This window comes from Massilia sp. HP4, from assembly GCF_005222695.1.
GTDB lineage: Bacteria > Pseudomonadota > Gammaproteobacteria > Burkholderiales > Burkholderiaceae_D > Telluria.
Map to the genome: position 1 here is coordinate 51,641 of NZ_STGG01000017.1, position 18,449 is coordinate 70,089.

At 65.7% G+C, this 18,449-nt stretch carries 10 protein-coding genes; all 10 read left to right on the forward strand.

The annotated features are described in order from the left end of the window. Window positions 1-44 precede the first annotated feature (44 nt). The 10 genes from E8M83_RS09460 (at window position 45) to E8M83_RS09505 (ending at window position 18,256) form a co-directional block, all read left to right on the forward strand. Complete coding sequence (locus tag E8M83_RS09460) at window positions 45-2,714, forward strand: TonB-dependent receptor (RefSeq protein ID WP_170976753.1); 2,670 nt, start codon at window positions 45-47, stop codon at window positions 2,712-2,714. Window positions 2,715-2,925: 211 nt separating this feature from the next. Continuing rightward, on the forward strand, window positions 2,926-4,749 hold the full coding sequence (locus tag E8M83_RS09465) for a DEAD/DEAH box helicase (RefSeq protein WP_137173120.1): 1,824 nt from the start codon (window positions 2,926-2,928) through the stop codon (window positions 4,747-4,749). A gap of 331 nt (window positions 4,750-5,080) precedes the next feature. Further along, window positions 5,081-6,415 carry an MFS transporter gene (locus tag E8M83_RS09470; protein WP_137173121.1) on the forward strand — a complete coding sequence of 445 codons (1,335 nt, stop codon included), beginning with the start codon at window positions 5,081-5,083 and terminating at the stop codon, window positions 6,413-6,415. A gap of 126 nt (window positions 6,416-6,541) precedes the next feature. After that, on the forward strand, window positions 6,542-8,173 hold the full coding sequence (locus tag E8M83_RS09475) for an alpha-D-glucose phosphate-specific phosphoglucomutase (protein WP_137173122.1): 1,632 nt from the start codon (window positions 6,542-6,544) through the stop codon (window positions 8,171-8,173). A gap of 22 nt (window positions 8,174-8,195) precedes the next feature. Continuing rightward, a complete protein-coding gene (locus E8M83_RS09480) occupies window positions 8,196-9,881 on the forward strand; it encodes an alpha-amylase family glycosyl hydrolase (protein ID WP_137173123.1) in 1,686 nt (561 codons plus the stop codon). A 206-nt stretch (window positions 9,882-10,087) separates the two neighbouring features. Beyond that, a complete protein-coding gene (locus E8M83_RS09485; protein WP_229491472.1) occupies window positions 10,088-11,959 on the forward strand; it encodes a bifunctional diguanylate cyclase/phosphodiesterase in 1,872 nt (623 codons plus the stop codon). Between the two features lie 107 nt (window positions 11,960-12,066). Then, window positions 12,067-13,053: an alpha/beta fold hydrolase gene (locus E8M83_RS09490; RefSeq protein ID WP_229491473.1), complete on the forward strand. Its 987-nt coding sequence runs from the start codon at window positions 12,067-12,069 to the stop codon at window positions 13,051-13,053. Window positions 13,054-13,130: 77 nt separating this feature from the next. Next, a complete protein-coding gene (locus E8M83_RS09495; protein ID WP_137173125.1) occupies window positions 13,131-14,987 on the forward strand; it encodes a glucokinase in 1,857 nt (618 codons plus the stop codon). Between the two features lie 65 nt (window positions 14,988-15,052). After that, complete coding sequence (locus tag E8M83_RS09500; protein ID WP_137173126.1) at window positions 15,053-16,177, forward strand: glycerophosphodiester phosphodiesterase; 1,125 nt, start codon at window positions 15,053-15,055, stop codon at window positions 16,175-16,177. 213 nt (window positions 16,178-16,390) lie between these two features. After that, window positions 16,391-18,256, forward strand: a complete 1,866-nt coding sequence (locus E8M83_RS09505; protein WP_137173127.1) for a diguanylate cyclase domain-containing protein — start codon at window positions 16,391-16,393, stop codon at window positions 18,254-18,256. Window positions 18,257-18,449: the final 193 nt, after the last annotated feature.

Consider the following 18,449-nt stretch of genomic DNA (forward strand, 5'->3'; position numbering starts at 1 on the left):
GGCCAATGCGCTGTTTTCGGGACCACATCGTTCTGAGGGGACACATGAAAAACATCGCCACCAAGCGTGCCGCATTCCAGCTGAGCCCGGTTGCCGCCGGCTGCGCAATCTTTGTCACGGTCCTGGCCGGTAGCGCGCATGCGCAAACCGCCAGTACCGGTGAGACCGCCGCCCTGAATCCGGATGCGCCGGTCACCACCGTGACCGTCACCGGCATCCGCCGCGCGATCGAAGATGCGATCGCCGTCAAGCGCGAATCGACCGGCATCGTCGAAGCCATCTCCTCGGAAGACATCGGCAAGCTGCCGGACGTGTCGATCGCCGAATCGCTGGCCCGCCTGCCGGGCCTGTCGGCCCAGCGCGTCAATGGCCAGGCCCAGCAGATCAGCATCCGCGGTACTTCGGGCGACCTGTCGACGGCGCTGCTCAACGGCCGCGAACAGGTCACCACCAGCTCGGACCGCAGCGTCGAATACGACCAGTACCCATCCGAACTGATCAATGCCGTGACCGTGTACAAGACCGGTGACGCCGCCGTGATCGGCCAGGGCCTGTCGGGCACCGTCAACCTGCAGACCATCAAGCCGCTGTCGCTGCGCGAGCGCACCATCAGCGTCAATGTGCGCGGTGAGAAGAATTCGAAAGGCGAGATCAGCGCCGGCTCGCCCGACACCGGCAGCCGCATCAGCGCCTCCTACATCGACCAGTTCGCCGACCGCACCATCGGCGTGGCGATCGGTTACGCGCGCCAGGACAAGCCGAACGTGCACCAGCAGTTCGAGACCTGGGACTGGGTGGACGACACCAATGCAGTGCCGGGCTCGACCGTCAAAGTGCCGAAGGGCATCAAGTCGATGGCCACCACCGGCGACCAGGTACGCGATGGCCTGATGGGTGTGCTGGAATGGCGTCCGAACCGCAACTTCAGCTCGACCTTTGACGTCTATCACTCGCGCTTCGACCAGGAAGAAATCCGCCGCGGCATCGAGATCCCGCTGAAGGACGATGGCGAAGTGCGCTTCTCGAACGCGACCGTGGTGAATGGCACCGCCATCGCCGGCACCGCCAACAACGTCAATCCGGTCGTGCGCAACAACCGCATGACGCGCGACGACAAGCTGACCGCCTTCGGCTGGAACAACCGCTACAGCTCGGGCGACTGGGTCGGTATCGTCGACATCAGCCGTTCGAAGGCCGACCACAAGGAACAGCTGATCGAGATCAACGCCGGCCGCGCCGCCCGCCAGACCCTGGACTACAGCTACAACGGCGGCACCATCCCGCAACTGACCCTGTCCGGCGCCTACGACGATCCGTCGCAGATCGCCATCGGCGGCCAGTTCGGCGAAGGCTATGTGAACGCCCCGAACATGACCGACAAGATGACGTCGTTCCGCGTCAGCCTCGAGCGCAAGTTCGCCGACGGTCCGTTCAGCAGCCTCGAAGTCGGCTACAACCACTCCAAGCGCGAAAAAGAGAAGGAACACCTGGAAACCGGCTTCTCGAAGATCGGCGACGGCACCTTCGCGCCCGGCGTACTGAACAATTCGCAGGGTCTCTATGCGCTGCAGAACGCGCTGAGCTGGGACATCGACTCGGTGCTGGCCAACAACTTCGGCCCATTCACCCCATCGGTCCTGGTGCCATGGGGCGCGACCAAGAACTGGTCGATCGAAGAGAAGGTCAAGACCGGCTACGCCAAGCTGAACATCGACACCGAACTGATGTCGATGCCGCTGCGCGGCAATATCGGCATGCAAGTCATCGAGACCGACCAGAGCTCGACCGCGAACACGCTGCGCGCCTGGCCGTTCGCCGACCTGGTGCCGCTGACCGACGGCAAGAAATACACCGACTACCTGCCGAGCGTGAACCTGGCCTGGAGCCTGCCCGACCAGCAATTCATCCGCTTTGGCGCCGGCAAGACCCTGGCGCGCGCCAAGCTGAACCAGCTGAACGCCGCCCTTGAAGTGGGCCTGACCGCGCAAACCACCGGCACCCCATGGGGCAACGGTGGCAATGCCCAGCTCGATCCATGGCGCGCCAAGCAGGTCGACCTGTCGTATGAAAAATACTTCGGCAACAAGGGTTACATTTCGGCCGCCGGCTTCTACAAGGACCTGTCCTCGTATATCTACAGCGTGACCGTGCCGCGTGACTTCTCCGAGTTCAACCTGCAGGGCGCGCTGACCAATATCGGCACCATGACCCAGCCGATGAATGGCGAAGGCGGCACCCTGAAAGGCCTGGAATTCGCGGCCTCGACCCCGCTCGACATGATCCACCCTATGCTCGACGGCTTCGGCGTGACTGCCAACGCCTCGTTCACCAGCAGCGAAATCTCGATCGTCGACCAGCGCTTCGGCAGCCTCGCGATCCCGCTGCCGGGCCTGTCCAAGCGCGTGTTCAACCTCACTGCCTACTATGAGAAAGACGGTTTCTCCGCCCGCGTCAGCCAGCGTTACCGTAGCGATTTCGTGGGTGAAATTGGCGGCATCGGCGGTGCAACCGAGCTGACTTACGTGAAAGCTGATAAAGTAGTCGACCTGCAACTGGGTTACGACTTCAAGCAGATCGAAGGCCTGTCGGTGCTGTTCCAGGTAAACAACCTGACCGACACCGCTTTCCGCAGCTACGCCGGTACCGAAGACCGTCCGCGCGGCTACAGCAAGTACGGCCGCCAGATGCTGCTGGGCCTGAACTACAAGCTGTAAGTACCGCATTGCACTACGGCACGCCGCCCACCACGGCAGCTGACAGCCCTTGCAGGTCTTGCCTGCAAGGGCTTTCGTCTTTTTCGGATTCTGTGGTTTTGGCCGCGGATCCGCGCCTGTTTAGTACGCATCCAGTTCTATTTAGCGCCTTGCGCTTGGCGACGGTGTAAACTATCGCTTTCGTTTCTACTTATTTAAGAGCAACTTCTACATGTCCGACACCCCAATCCCATCGTTTTCCGACCTCAATCTTTCGGCGCCCGTCCTGAAAGCATTGAAAGATGTCGGCTACGAAACGCCGTCGCCAATCCAGGCCGCCACCATTCCAATGCTGCTGGAAGGGCGCGACGTGTTGGGACAGGCGCAGACCGGGACCGGCAAGACTGCCGCATTCGCACTGCCTATCCTGTCGAATATCGACGTCAAGCAGACCGCGCCGCAAGCGCTGGTGCTGGCGCCGACGCGTGAGCTGGCGATCCAGGTCGCCGAAGCCTTCCAGAGCTATGCCGCCCACATCAAGGGCTTCCACGTGCTGCCGATCTACGGCGGCCAGAGCTACGGCCCGCAGCTGTCGAGCCTGCGCCGCGGCGTGCACGTCGTCGTCGGCACCCCGGGCCGCGTTATCGATCACATCCAGAAGGGCTCGCTCGACCTGTCGAAGCTGACCACCCTGGTGCTGGACGAAGCCGACGAAATGCTGCGCATGGGCTTCATCGACGATGTCGAGCAGATCTTGCAGCAAACCCCGGAAGGCCGCCAGACCACGCTGTTCTCGGCCACCATGCCGCCGGCCATCAAGCGCATTGCCAAGACCTATCTGCGCGACCCGCAAGAAGTGACCGTTGCCGCCAAGACCGGCACCGCCGACAATATCAAGCAGCGCTACTGGCTGGTGGCCGGCATGCACAAGCTCGACGCGCTGACCCGCATCCTCGAGGCCGAGCCATTCGACGGCATGATCATCTTCGCGCGTACCAAGCTGGGCACCGAAGAACTGGCGACCAAGCTGCAGGCGCGCGGCTTCGCGGCCACCGCCATCAACGGCGACATGGCCCAGCAACAGCGCGAGCGCACCATCGAGCAGCTCAAGAACGGCAAGATCGACATCCTGGTGGCGACCGACGTTGCCGCCCGCGGCCTGGACGTCGAGCGCATCAGCCACGTGATCAACTACGACGTGCCGTCCGACCCCGAGAGCTATACCCACCGCATCGGCCGTACCGGCCGGGCCGGGCGCAGCGGCGACGCGATCCTGTTCATCACCCCGCGCGAGCGAGGCCTGCTCAAGGCGATCGAGCGCGCCACCCGCCAGCCGGTCGCGCCGCTCGAGCTGCCGACCATCAAGGCGGTGAACGAAGTGCGCGTCACCCGCTTCAAGGACCAGATCCGCGCTACCCTGGCCGAAGGCGGCCTGGAAGTGTTCCGTTCGCTGATCGAAGATATCGAGCGCGACGACAATGTGCCGGCGATCGATATCGCGGCCGCGCTGGCCAAGCTGGCGCGCGGCGACGAGCCGCTGCTGCTGACCAAGCCCGATCGTGAAGCGCGTCCCGAGTTCGTGCCGTCGCAGCGCGAATTTGGCGGCGGCGTGCAGGAGCGCGCGCCACGCGCACCGCGCGGCGACTGGGAAGAGCGTCCGGCGCGTCCGGCGCGCGAGCCGGGCATCAAGAAAGAGCGCGTGATGCGCGACCCCGAGCCGGGCATGGCCACCTTCCGCATCGAAGTCGGCTTCGCCCATGGCGCCAAGCCGGGCAATATCGTCGGCGCGATCGCCAACGAAGCCAATATCCCGTCCAAGCACATCGGCCGTATCGAGATCTATGACGATTACAGCACGCTCGACCTGCCGGACGATATGCCGAAGGACCTGGTCGAGCACCTGAAGACGATCTGGGTCGCGGGCCGCCAGCTGGCCATCACGCGCGACGGCGAAACCCCGGCCACGCCGCCGGCCAAGAAGCCGTATGCCGCCAAGGGCGTCGAACGTCGCCTGGGCGAAAAGCCGGCCGGCAAGAAGCCGCATCGCAAAGGGTAGGGTTGACGGCTTCGCCGACGACGCGGTGATAGTTGGCGGCGAGCTCATTCGGACAGACGGTAAAGCCTAGAGCTGTTGTTTGACTACAAAATTCTGTCTTTACCGTAGGCTGTCGCGGCGTCCTCACTATGAGAACGCCGCGATTGACACCTAGAAACCTCCATGTTATTTTGCTACAGATACGCTAGCCGGACTGTAGTCGCTTCTTTTCGTCCCTTCCGGCCTCGCGCTGCATCCTGCACAAGGCACTCTTGGTACGCTCATCGTCGAGCGGCCATGCAATCACACACGAGAAAAGCCCGCTGACGTCGGGCCAGATTGGGGACACACAATGGATATGCAATCGACCGTGGGCAAGCCACGCCTGTCGTTCTGGCAGCTGTGGAATATGAGCTTCGGCTTCTTCGGCATCCAGTTCGGTTTCGCGCTGCAGAACGCCAATACCAGCCGCATCTTCGCCACCCTTGGCGCCGATCCCGACAACCTGGCCCTGTACTGGCTGGCGGCGCCCGTCACGGGCCTGCTGGTCCAGCCGATCATCGGCTACCTGAGCGACAACACCTGGCACCCCAAATGGGGCCGCCGCCGTCCCTTCTTCTTCATCGGCGCCGTGCTGGCCGCGATCGCGCTGTTCCTGATGCCCAATTCCACCGCGCTGTGGATGGCAGTCGCCGTGCTGTGGATGATGGACGCCGCGATCAACGTGTCGATGGAGCCCTTCCGCGCCTTCGTCGGCGACAAGCTCGACCCGGCCCAGCAGACCGCGGGCTATGCGATGCAGACCTTCTTCATCGGCTGCGGCGCGGTGATCGCGTCGCTGCTGCCGACCTTCTTCGAGAGCATGGGCGTATCGAACGCCGCCGTCGGCGGCGTGATCCCGGACACCGTACGCTACTCGTTCTATGCCGGCGGCCTGGTGTTCTTCCTGGCCGTGAGCTGGACCGTGCTGTTCGCCGACGAACTGCCGCCGCCCGACATGGAAGCCTTCCATAAGGAACGCAAGGCCTCGCGCGGCGTGGGCACGATGTTCGTCGAGATCCTGGGCGGCTTCGGCAAGATGCCGCGCACCATGGTGCAACTGGCCTTCGTGCAGTTCTTCACCTGGATCGCGCTGTTCGCGATGTGGATCTATACCGGCACCGCGATCGCCGACAACGTCTACGGCACGGTCGATGCGCAATCGAGCGCCTACCAGGACGCCGGCAACTGGGTCGGCATCATGTTCGCGGTGTACAGCGGCGTGTCGGCGCTGGCCGCCTTCATCCTGCCGGTGTTCGCCCGCGCCACCTCGCGCAAGATCGTGCACGCCACCTGCCTGACCATCGGCGGCCTGAGCCTGGCCAGCATGTTCATGATCACCGACAAACAGATGCTGGTGCTGCCGATGATCGGCATCGGCATCGCCTGGGCCTCGATCCTGACCATGCCCTACGCGATCCTGGCGGGTTCCTTGCCGGCCAAGCGCATGGGTTACTTCATGGGCCTGTTCAACTTCTTCGTCGTGATCCCGCAGATCGTCAGCGGCCTGCTGCTGGGCAGCGTGACCAAGCACCTGTTCGGCGGCCATGCGGTGCTGACCCTGGTGCTGGGCGGCGGCTGCATGCTGGTCGCGGCCGTGCTGACCCTGTTCGTCACCGACAAGGCGGCGCCGGTCTCGAAGGCCTGATCCAGGCTGTTGCCAACCCGCGCGCGCCGTCCTTTTTGCGGCTGTCGTATCGTAATGTTTTACTAACATATTCACTCCGTCCGGGGTGAGTATGCGAGCACAAACTTACCCAGACAGGAGCACAGCATGACCATCCAGACCGTCGCGACCACCCCGTTTGCCGGGCAGCGTCCTGGAACTTCGGGCTTGCGCAAGAAGGTGGGCGAATTCCAGCAGCCCAGCTATCTCGAGAACTTTGTCGAGGCGATCTTCTTGACCCTGGGCGAGGGCAAGTGCCGCCACCTGGTAGTAGGCGGCGACGGCCGCTATTTCAATCGCGAGGCGATCCAGGTCATCCTGCGCATGGCCGCGGCCCACGGCGTCGAACGGGTGCTGGTCGGCCGCGGCGGCATCCTGTCGACGCCGGCCGTGAGCTGCGTGATCCGCAAGCACGCCTGTCATGGCGGCATCGTGCTGTCGGCCAGCCATAATCCGGGCGGCCCCGAGGGCGACTTCGGCATCAAGTACAACATCGAGAATGGCGGCCCGGCGCCGGAAAAGATCACCGACGCCATCTACGGGCACACCACGACGCTGACCGAATACCGCATCAGCGATGCGGCGGACGTCGACCTCGACCGGCTGGGCAGCACCCGCATCGAGAACACGACGATCGAGGTGATCGACCCGGTGGCTGACTACGCCGAGCTGATGGCGCGCCTGTTCGACTTCGATGCGATCCGCGCGCTGTTCGCGAGCGGTTTTACGATGCGCTTCGACGCCATGCATGCCGTGTCCGGGCCGTATGCCAAGGCGGTGCTCGAAGACCTCCTTGGGGCGCCGGCCGGCACCGTGGTCAACGGCCAGCCGTTGGAAGACTTCGGCGGCGGCCATCCCGATCCGAACCCGGTCAATGCGGCCGACCTGATCGAGGCGATGTCGGCGCCAGACGCCCCCGACTTTGGCGCCGCCTCGGACGGCGATGGCGACCGCAATATGATCGTCGGCCGCGGCATCGCCGTCGCGCCATCCGACAGCCTGGCCATCATCGCCGCCAACGCTAGCGTGGCGCCGGGCTATGCGGGCGGCATCACGGGCATCGCGCGCTCTATGCCGACTTCGCAAGCGGCCGACCGCGTGGCCGCGGCGCTCGGCATTTCCTGCTTCGAGACGCCCACCGGCTGGAAGTATTTCGGCAACCTGATGGACGCCAATCTCGCCACCCTGTGCGGCGAGGAGAGCTATGGCACCGGTTCCTTCCACATCCGCGAGAAGGATGGCTTGTGGGCGGTGCTGTTCTGGCTCAACCTGCTGGCGGTGCGCAAACAGCCGGTCGGTGAAATCCTGCGTGCGCACTGGGCCCGCTTCGGCCGCAATTATTATTCGCGCCACGACTACGAGGCAGTCGACGCGCAAGCCGCCGCCGCCATGATGGACGCGCTGCGCGCGCGCCTGCCCGAGCTGGCCGGCCAGGCCCTCGACGGCCACCACGTGGCGCAGGCCGACGATTTCGAATATAGCGACCCGGTCGACGGCTCGGTCGCGAGCCGCCAGGGCATCCGCATCATCATGAGCGACGGCTCGCGCATCGTGTTGCGCCTGTCCGGCACCGGCACCGAAGGCGCCACCGTCCGTCTCTACCTCGAACGCTACGAGGCCGATCCCGCGAAGCACGACCTCGATACCCAGCAGGCCTTGCAGGGTCTGATCGCCGTGGCCGACAGCGTGTCCGGCCTGCGCCAGCGCACGGGGCGCAGCGAACCCACCGTCATCACCTAACCACCTACCTACAGGAAACCGCATGAAACTACCCGTCCTTGCCGCCTCCATGCTGCTCGCCTTTGGCGCGCTGTCGTCCGCCTCGTCCGCCGTCGCACAGACATCCACGGCGCCGGCCGGCAAGCCCTTCGCCTGGGAGAACGCGACCGTCTATTTCCTGCTGACGGACCGGTTCAACAACGGCAATCCGGCCAACGACAAGGCATATGGCCGCAAGGACGATGCCGCCATCATGCGCGGCTTCATGGGCGGCGACATCGCCGGCATCACGGCCAAGATCAAGGAAGGGTATTTCCGCGACCTGGGCGTGAACGCGATCTGGTTCACGCCGGTCATCGAGCAGATCCACGGCTCGACCGACGAAGGCACCGGCAAGAGCTACGGTTTCCACGGTTACTGGGCCAGGGATTTCACCGCGCTGGACGCGGCCTTCGGCACCGAGGCCGAGCTGCGGGAACTGGTCGACACGGCCCACGCCAACGGCATCCGCATCGTGTTCGATGTGGTGATGAACCATACCGGCCCGGTAACGAAGCAGGATCCTGTGTGGCCGAAGTCGTGGGTGCGCACCGGCCCGCAGTGCACCTACAAGGATGCGCGCACCACGATCGACTGCACGCTGGTGGCGAACCTGCCCGACTTCTTGACCGGTAGCGATGCGAAGGTCGACCTGCCGCCGCACCTGGTGGCGAAGTGGAAGAAGGAAGGACGCTACGAGCGCGAGGTGAAGGAACTGGACGACTTCTTCAAGCGCACCGGCTACCCGCGCGCACCGCGCTACTACCTGATGAAATGGCATGCGGACTGGGTGCGCAAGTACGGCATCGATGGCTTTCGCGCCGACACGGTCAAGCACACCGAGCCTGGCCTGTGGAAGGAACTCAAGAAAGAAGCGAGCATCGCCTTCGAGGACTGGAAGCGCGCCAATCCGGGCAAGCGCCTGGGCGACGACAAGTTCTGGATGGTGTCCGAGGTCTACAACTACGAGATCAAGCATGCGCGCAAGTTCGACCTGGGCGGCGGCGACTTCGTCGACTACCTCGACCAGGGTTTCGACAGCATGATCAGCTTCAGCCTGCGCGGCGACGCCAGGCAGCCTTACGAGAAGATCTTCTCGGAGTACTCGACCATCCTGCAGGGCGAGATGAAGGGCTATTCAGTCCTGAACTACATCAGCTCCCACGACGACAGCAGTCCTTTCGATCCGCTGCGCGAGCGTCCATTCGAGTCGGCCAACAAGCTGCTGCTGGCGCCGGGAGCCGCCCAGATCTACTACGGCGACGAGACCGCGCGCATCCTGCGTGTCGAGGGCGCCGAGGGCGACGCCACCCTGCGCTCGTTCATGAACTGGGACGAGCTCAAGTCGAACGCGGCGCGCGGCGCGCACCGCGTGGCCGACATCCGCGCGCACTGGGCGCGCCTGGGCCGGTTCCGCGCCGCCCATCCGGCGGTGGGCGCGGGCGTGCACCAGATGATCAGCCACAGCCCGTATACCTTCAAGCGCACCTGGGAAAAGAATGGTGTGAGCGACCGCGTGGTGGTGGCGCTCGACCTGCCGGGCGGCCAGCCGGCGGCAATCCAGGTCGGCGGCGTATTCCATGACGGCGCCACCGTGCGCGACTGGTACACCGGCAAGACCGCCGTGGTCAAGGACGGCAAGGTGACATTCGACACCGCCGCGCCGGTGGCGCTGATCGCCCAGGACTGACGTTCCGCCTGCGCCGTGCGCCATTGGCGGTGCACGGCGTCATTCCCGGTGCATGAAAACCTGCTGCGCGGAATTCCCGACCGTGCTGACGCTGCCTGCGCGCGAACACTGCTAAGCTGATAACACATTCATGTTTTGCAGGCCAGCCGCCGGCGAGCGTGCGGCCGCAACGCGTCGATGCCGAACGACGCGAGAGGGGAGAGCATATGCGCAGCATGACCAGGGCAAGAATGATCTATCGCCAGGTGCGGGGCAAGGCGCGCCTGCTGGTGCAGGACGCCGCCGCGCAGCCGCGCCTGTATCCGCTGGACGACCGGGACCAACCGGAGGTCCGGACCGAATCGCCCGATCCGAAGCTCGATTACATCACCCGGCTGGCCGTGCAGGCGACCGGCGCCGACATCGGCGGCATCAGCCTGATGTTCAAGTCGCGCATCTGGCTGCCGTCGCATATCGGGATCCAGGACAGCTTCTTTCCGCGCGAAGGCTCGTTCTGCGACAGCGCGGTGGGCATGGGCGAGGACTGGTTCGAGGTGCTCGATGCCAGCCTGGATCCGCGCTTCGCCGCCAATCCGCTGGTGGCCGGCATGCCGCACTGCCGCCATTACGCCGCCATTCCCCTGCGCGGCGAGAGCGAACACCTGCTCGGCAACCTGTGGGTAATGGGCCCGAGCCCGCGCACGCTCGATGTCGCGCAGGCTGCGCAACTGCGGCTCCTGGCGCGCATCGCGGCCGACCTGCTCGAGCTGCGCTATTGCGACCCGGTCACCGGCATGTTCAACCGCGCGGTGTTCCTGCACCACCTGCAGCGCATGCTGCTCGAAGAAGAAGGCGCAACGGTGACGGTCGGCATGGTCGACCTGATCGGCTTTCGCCAGGTGAACGACCTGTTCCGGCGCGAGACGGGCGACCGCATCCTGCGCCTGATGGGCAAGCGCATCGAGGACTGGGCCGATGGCGCCTTGCTCGGCCACCTGGGCGCCGACCAGTTCGCGTTCGCGCTGGTCTCCACCCCTGGAGAACACGAGGCCCGCCTGGCGCGCCTGTGCGCGGCGATCGACCAGCCGTTCGAGGTGGAGCCGGGCTGCATGCACACCCTGCATGCGCGCATCGGCATCCGGCGCCAGGCGTTGCCGTGCGACGAAAGCGCCGACGGCCTGCTCGACGCCGCCGACATCGCGGTGTCGTCGATCCGCCAGCAGCAGGGCGCCAGCGCGGTGCACGAATACGATGCGGCGCTGATGGCGCGCGCGCGGCTGCGCTACGAGCTGCGCGAAGCGATCCGCGGCGCGCTGCGCTTCGGTCGCCTGGAAGTGCACTACCAGCCGCAGGTCGACGTCGGCCAGGGCCGCCTGATCGGCCTTGAGGCGCTGGTGCGCTGGCGCCATCCGGTCTACGGCCTGGTGGGGCCGGCGATGTTCGTGCCGCAGGCCGAGAGCTCGGGCCGCATCTTCGAACTCGACATGCACGTGCTGGAACTGGTCTGCCACGACCTGATGGACTGGCGCGCGCGCGGCTTGTCGGTGCCGCCGGTGGCGCTGAACTTCTCGCGCGCCTCGCTGATGCATACCCAGATCTTCGCGGGCCTGGCCGATATCCTCGCGGCCACCGGCGTGCCGGGCGACCTGCTCGAATTCGAGGTCACCGAAAGCCAGCTGCTCGATTCGCCGACGCTGCTGCACCAGCGCATCTCGGCGCTGCGCGCGCTCGGGGTGCGGGTGGCGGTCGACGATTTCGGCACCGGCTACTCGAACCTCGACGCGCTCACCAGCTTCCCCTTCGACCGCCTCAAGGCCGACCGCCGCTTCGTGCACGGCGTGGCGAGCGACGCCCGCACCGCCGGCGTGTTTGCGCTGATCCAGGGCATCGCCGCCGTGTTCGACGCCGAGCTGCTGTGCGAGGGCCTGGAGGACGAGGCCGACCTGTCGTGGCTGTCCGAGCGCGGCGTGCACTGCGTGCAGGGCTGGTACTTCAGCCGCGCGCAGCCGGCCCAGGCGATCGAGCGTGTGCTGCGGCGCTTCCAGCAGGCGCAGGCGGCGCCCTTGTCGGTACCCGAGATGCGCGCGCTGCTGGCCTGAAATCACGGTATCGAAACACACGTAAACTGGGATAGACTGGAAGTTCCGTCAACTTTGCATAGATTGCCATGCCAGTCTTTACACGCATTGCCCGCGCTGTCGCGGGAATGAGTTTCGCCCTCGCGCTGCTGCCGGTCCAGGCTATCGCCCAATCCGCATCCGAACCAGTGTACGGACCCGAACTCGAGGAGTTCAAGTACCCCGAACCGACGCAGCAATACCGCTTCAAGTCCCAGGGTGTCGACCTGCAGATGACCTATATGGACGTCAAGCCGGCCAAGCCGAACGGCCGCACCGTGGTGCTCATGCACGGCAAGAACTTCTGCGGCGCGACCTGGGACGGCACCACCAAGGCCTTGACCCAGGCCGGCTACCGCGTCGTGGTGCCCGACCAGATCGGCTTTTGCAAGTCGACCAAGCCGCGGCACTACCAGTACACCTTCCAGCAACTGGCCGACAACACCCGCCAGCTGCTCGACTCGATCGGCGTGAAGAAGGCGATCGTCATCGGCCATTCGACCGGCGGCATGCTGGCCACGCGCTATGCGCTGATGTATCCCGGCCTCACCGACCAGCTGGTGATGATCAATCCGATCGGCCTGGAAGACTGGAAGAACCTGGGCGTGCCGTCGCTGGGCGTCGACAAATGGTATGAGCGCGAGCTCAAGACCTCGGCCGAGCGCCTGCGCGAGTATTCGCGCACCACCTATTACAACGGCCAGTGGAAGCCCGAGTACGAGGTATGGGTGCAGATGCTGGCCGGTATGTACCGCGGCAAGGGCAAGGAACTCGTGGCCTGGAATTCGGCGCTGATCTACGACATGATCTACACGCAGCCGGTGATTTACGAGTTCCCGCTGATCAAAACGCCGACCTTCCTGTTGATGGGACTGAAGGACACGACGGCGATCGGCAAGGACGCGGCGCCGGCCGCGATCCGGCCGAAGCTCGGCAACTACACGGTGCTGGCCGAGCAGACGAAACAGGCGATTCCGGGTTCGAAACTGGTGACCTTCCCCGACATGGGGCATGCGCCGCAGATGCAGGATCCGGTGCAGTTCCACAAGGCGCTGATCGAGGGGCTGGTGCGCTGATCATCGTGTGATCCGATGGCGCCGGCCCCGCCGCCGGCGTCATCCTCTTGCATTTCGTTCAATGGTATCCTTGCACGATGACCGTTGATCCAGACACCAAACTGAAACCCACGCGGGCGGCCTTTGCCGACGGTCCGCGCCTGCTGGCCGATATCGGCGCCACCCACGCGCGCTTCGGCCTCGAGACCGCGCCCGGGGTCATGTCCCAGGTCACCGTGCTGCGCTGCGACGACTACGACGGCATCGTGCCGCTGCTGCACGCCTACCTGGCCGAGCATCCGAACGGGCGCATCAACCACGCTGCCTTCGCGCTGGCCAATCCGATCAGCGGCGATTTCATCCGCATGACCAACCGCGACTGGCAGTTCTCGACCGACGAAGTGCGCCGCGCGCTGGGCCTGTCGACGCTCCTGATCGTAAACGACTTCACCGCGCTGGCGATGGCGCTGCCCGGTTTCCAGCCGAAAGACCTGCTGCAGGTCGGCGGCGGACAAGTCCAGACCCATGCGGTATCGGGCGTGCTCGGTCCCGGCACGGGTCTCGGGGTATCGGGCGTGATCCCGACAATCGACGGTTTCGTGACCCTGGGCAGCGAGGGCGGCCACGTCAACTTCGCGCCGAGCGACGAGCGCGAATTCGCGATCCTGCAATACGCCTGGCGCGAATGGAAGCACGTCTCGAACGAGCGCCTGATTTCCGGTCCCGGCATCGAACTGATCTACCGCGCGCTGGCGCAGCGTAACGGCGTGGACGCGCCGCCGCGCAGCACCGCCGAGATCATGGCCGCCGCGCTCGACGCGGGCGATGCGCTGTGCCTCGAGGTGCTGGAAACCTTCGCCGGCATGCTGGGCAGCGCCGCCGCCAACCTGGCGGTGACCCTGGGCGCCTTCGGAGGCATCTTCATCGGCGGCGGCATCGTGCCGCGCATGGGCGAGTGGTTTGCACAATCGCCGTTCCGCGCCCGCTTCGAGGCCAAGGGGCGCTTCACCGACTACATCGCCCAGATCCCGACCTTCGTCATCATGACGCCGAACCCGGCCCTGTATGGCGTCTCGGCCATCCTGCTCGAACACCTGCGCGGCCGCAGCGGCGCCAACACGCTGATGGACCGGGTGCAGCAGCTGCGCCACGAGCTCTCGCCGGCCGAGCAGCGCGTGGCCAGCCTGGTGGTCGACCATCCGCGCAAGGTGCTGTCCGAGCCGATCGCCGAGATCGCGCGCCTGGCCGACGTGAGCCAGCCGACCGTGATCCGCTTCTGCCGCTCGCTGGGCTTCCAGGGCCTGGCCGAATTCAAGCTGAAGTTCGCCGGCAGCCTGACCGGCACCATCCCCGTGCGCCACAGCCAGGTGCGCGTTACCGACAGCACCCACGACTTGTCGGCCAAGGTGATCGACAACACGGTGTCGGCGATCCTGAAGTTCCGCGACGCGCTCGACGTGCATGCGATCGACCGCGCGATCGAGCTGCTGCGGCGCGCGCGCCGGGTTGAGTTCTACGCGATGGGCAATTCGCGCGCGGTGGCGCTGGACGGCCAGCACAAGTTCTTCCGCTTCAGGATTCCGGCCGCGCTGTACGGCGACTCGCACCTGCTCAACCTGGCCGCGGGCCTGTTGGGACCGGGCGACGTGGTGATCGCGATCTCCACCGGCGGCCAGCTGCCCGACCTGCTGGAAGCGGTCGACACCGCCCGCGCGCAGGGCGCCGACGTCATCGCCATTACCAGCAGCAGGTCGGCGCTGGCGAAGAAGGCCAGCGTATGCCTGGCGGTCGACCACAGCGAGGACAGCACGACCTTCCTGTCGATGATCTCGCGCATCCTGCAGCTGCTGCTGATCGACATCATGTCGGTCGGGATCTCGCTCGGCCCGAAAGGGGAGGGCAGCCAGGACGACATTGAACAGCGCCGGCTCTTGATTTCGCATCTGGATATCTGACATGTCACGGCGGTGTCATGCCGCCCTGTGACAATGCGGGCAAGTCCGGCAACTGGAGGCATCCCATGCGGCACCCGTTATCCTCGCGCATCCTCGGCTGCGCATTCGTCGCGCTGCTGGCGGCGGGCTGCGCCAGCACTCCCCACGACCTGAAGAACCCTGGCCCGTCCTGGCCCGCCTCGCCGAGCGTCATCGCCCACCGCGGCGCCTCGGCCCTGCGTCCCGAGCACACGCTGGCCGCTTATCGCAAGGCGATCGAGGACGGCGCCGACAGCGTCGAACCCGACCTGGTCGCTACCCGCGACGGCGTGCTGGTGGCGCGCCACGAAAACGAGATCTCGGGCACCACCAACGTCGCCGGGCTGGCGCAATTCGCCGGCCGCAAGGCCAGCAAGACCATCGATGGCGTGGTGGTCACCGGCTGGTTCACCGAAGACTTCACCCTGGCCGAACTCAGGCAGCTGCGCGCGCGCGAGCGGATTCCGGCCAACCGCCCGGCCAACACGGCCTACGATGACAAGTTCGCCATCCCGACCCTGCAAGAGATCATCGATCTGGTCGAGCGCGAAAGCCGGGCGCGCAACAAGACCATCGGCCTGGTGCCGGAACTCAAGCACCCGAGCTACTTCAAGTCGATCGGCTTGCCGCTCGAACGGCGCCTGGTGGACGTGCTGGCGGCGAACGGCTACCGCGGCCGCGACGCGGCCGTGTTCATCCAGTCCTTCGAAGTGGGCAACCTGAAGGAGCTGCGCACCATAGCCGGCTACCGCCTGGTGCAGCTGGTCGGCGCGCCGCCCGGGGCGCCCTACGACGCGCTCGCCGCCGGCAGCGGCCTGACCTATGCCGGCATGACCACGCCGCACGGCCTGCGCGAGATCGCGCGCTACGCCGACGTGGTGGCGCCGTACAAGACCATCGTCATCCCGCGCGACGCGGCCGGCGAGCTGGGCGCCCCGACGCGCTTCGTGCAGGATGCGCGCGCCGCCGGGCTGGCGGTCCATGCCTGGACCATGCGGCCCGAGAATCCCTTCCTGCCGGCCGGACTGCGCGCCGCGCCCGTCGCCTCGCCCAGCCAGCGCGGCGACGCGGCGGGCGAGATCCGCGCCTATCTCGAGGCGGGCGTGGACGCCGTGTTTACGGACGATCCGGCGACCGGACGCACTGCGATTAATTCCATGCGGAAACATTAATCGGCGCCGGGTGTAAAACCGTCTACGCCACACAACGCTCGCAGCGGAAACAGTAGTTTCCACTAGGAACCCAATGTAAGATTCGGCCACGGGCGCGCTGATACCTGAAGTCCCGACATCGTCACGGCCTCGACCCGCCGCCCCTGAACCGGTATTTGGAAGAGCACCATCATCGTCACCTACGCCCACAACGAACAGGCCCGCCTTGCCGCGTTGGCCGAGCTTGAGATCCTCGACACGCCCGCCGAGACGCGCTTCGACCGCTACACCCGGTTGGCCGCGATGACCTTCGGCGTGCCGATCGCGCTCGTGTCGCTGGTGGACGCCGAGCGTCAATGGTTCAAGTCGCGCACCGGGCTGGAGCCGCAGGAGACGCCGCGCTCGATCTCGTTCTGCACGCACACCGTGCAGGCGCGCGAGATGCTGGTGGTGGAGGATGCGCAATGCGATCCGCGCTTTGCCGACAATGTCCTGGTGACGGGCGAACCGCGGATCCGTTTCTATGCCGGCCAGCCGGTCTACAGCGACGGCCAGGCGGTCGGCACGCTGTGCATCATCGATCGATCGCCGCGCAGTTTCAGCGTCCAGGAGCGCCAGGTGCTGCAGGACCTGGCCGGATTGGTCGAGGTCGAACTCAATCACATGAAGGCGGTGGCGGCGCGGATGCTCGCCGAGCAGGCGCTCAAGTCGCTCAACACCGAACTCGAAGGCCGTATCGCCGTCCGCACCGCCGAGCTGGAACAGCGGATGGCCGAGAGCCTTCGCATCCGCCAGCAACTGGAAGAAAAGCAGGAGCTGCTGGACGCGGTGCTGGAATCGATCGACGTCGGGGTGGTCGCCTGCGACGCCGACGGCCACCTGACCTTGTTCAACCGCACCGCGCGCGACTTCCATGGCCTGGACCTGAAGTCGGTCGCGCCGGCCGAATGGTCGCAATACTACTCGCTGCACCACGCCGACGGCCGCACGCCGATGGCGATGGACGAGGTGCCGCTGGTGCGCGCGCTCAAGGGCGAGGTGGTGCGCGACGGCGCGATGGTGATCGCGCCGCGTGGACGCACTCCCTGCACGCTGATGGCCTCGGGCCGCCCGCTGCGCAATGCCCAGGGCAAGACCCTGGGCGCGGTGGTGGCGATGAAGGACATCACCGAACTGAAGGCGTCGAAGGACCGGCTGGCCGAGAGCGAGGAGCGGCTGCGCACGATCACCGACAACCTGCCGGTGCTGATCGCGCATCTCGACCAGGACCACCGCTACGTGTTCGCCAACGCGGTGCACCAGTCCTGGCTGGGCCGGGCGCCCGAGCAGGTGGTCGGCCAGACCATGGTCGAGGCCTTCGGCGAAGCATACTGGTCGCAGCAGCAGGAAGCGCTCAAGGATGCCTGGGAAGGCAAGGCCTCGCAGTGCGAGCACGACATCGTACGCAAGAAGCACATCCGCATCGTGCACTCGACTTTCTTGCCGCACCTGCGCGACGGCCAGGTGGTGGGCGTCTATATTCTCACCACCGACGCCACCGCGGCGCGCATGCACGAGCGTAACCTGCATGCGCTGGCCCACACCGATGCGCTCACCGGGATCCCGAACCGGCGCCAGTTCGAGCTGGCGCTGCAGGCGGCGGTGCAGCGTGCGCCGCAGCGCGAGCGCGCCTTCGCCTTGCTGTACCTGGACATCGACCACTTCAAGCAGATCAACGACAGCCACGGCCACGCAGTGGGCGACATGGTGCTGGTGGAGTTCGCGCGCCGCGTGCGCAATGTGGTGCGCAGCTCCGACCTGGTGGCGCGCCTGGCGGGCGACGAATTCACGGTGCTGCTGGACGAAGTCGGCTCGCCGCGCGACGTCGAGCTGGTAGCCAAGAAGATCATGCAGGCGATGGAAGCGCCATTCGTGGTCGGCAGCCATGCAATTGCTGTCAGCGCCACCATCGGCGTCGGCCTGGCCGACGCGCCGGATGTGACGGCACAGGGCATCAGCGAGCTGGCCGACGGCGCGCTGTACGAAGCCAAGCGTATGGGCCGCAATACCTTTGCGATCGCCCGGCTGGCCGAGACGCTGGCGCTGGAGGCCGCGGCCTGACAGATGGCCGCATCGACGTAGCGTGGGCGGGTTTCCCGCCCACAAAACCGGGGTCACAAAACCGGGGTCCAAAACCGGGGTCAGGTTGAGATGGTCCGGGTTTCATGAACATCCAAATAAGGGACAATATGTCCCTAAAGGATAAACATGAAAAAGAAACAGCTACCATCGAAGCGGGAGATCATTCCCGCCA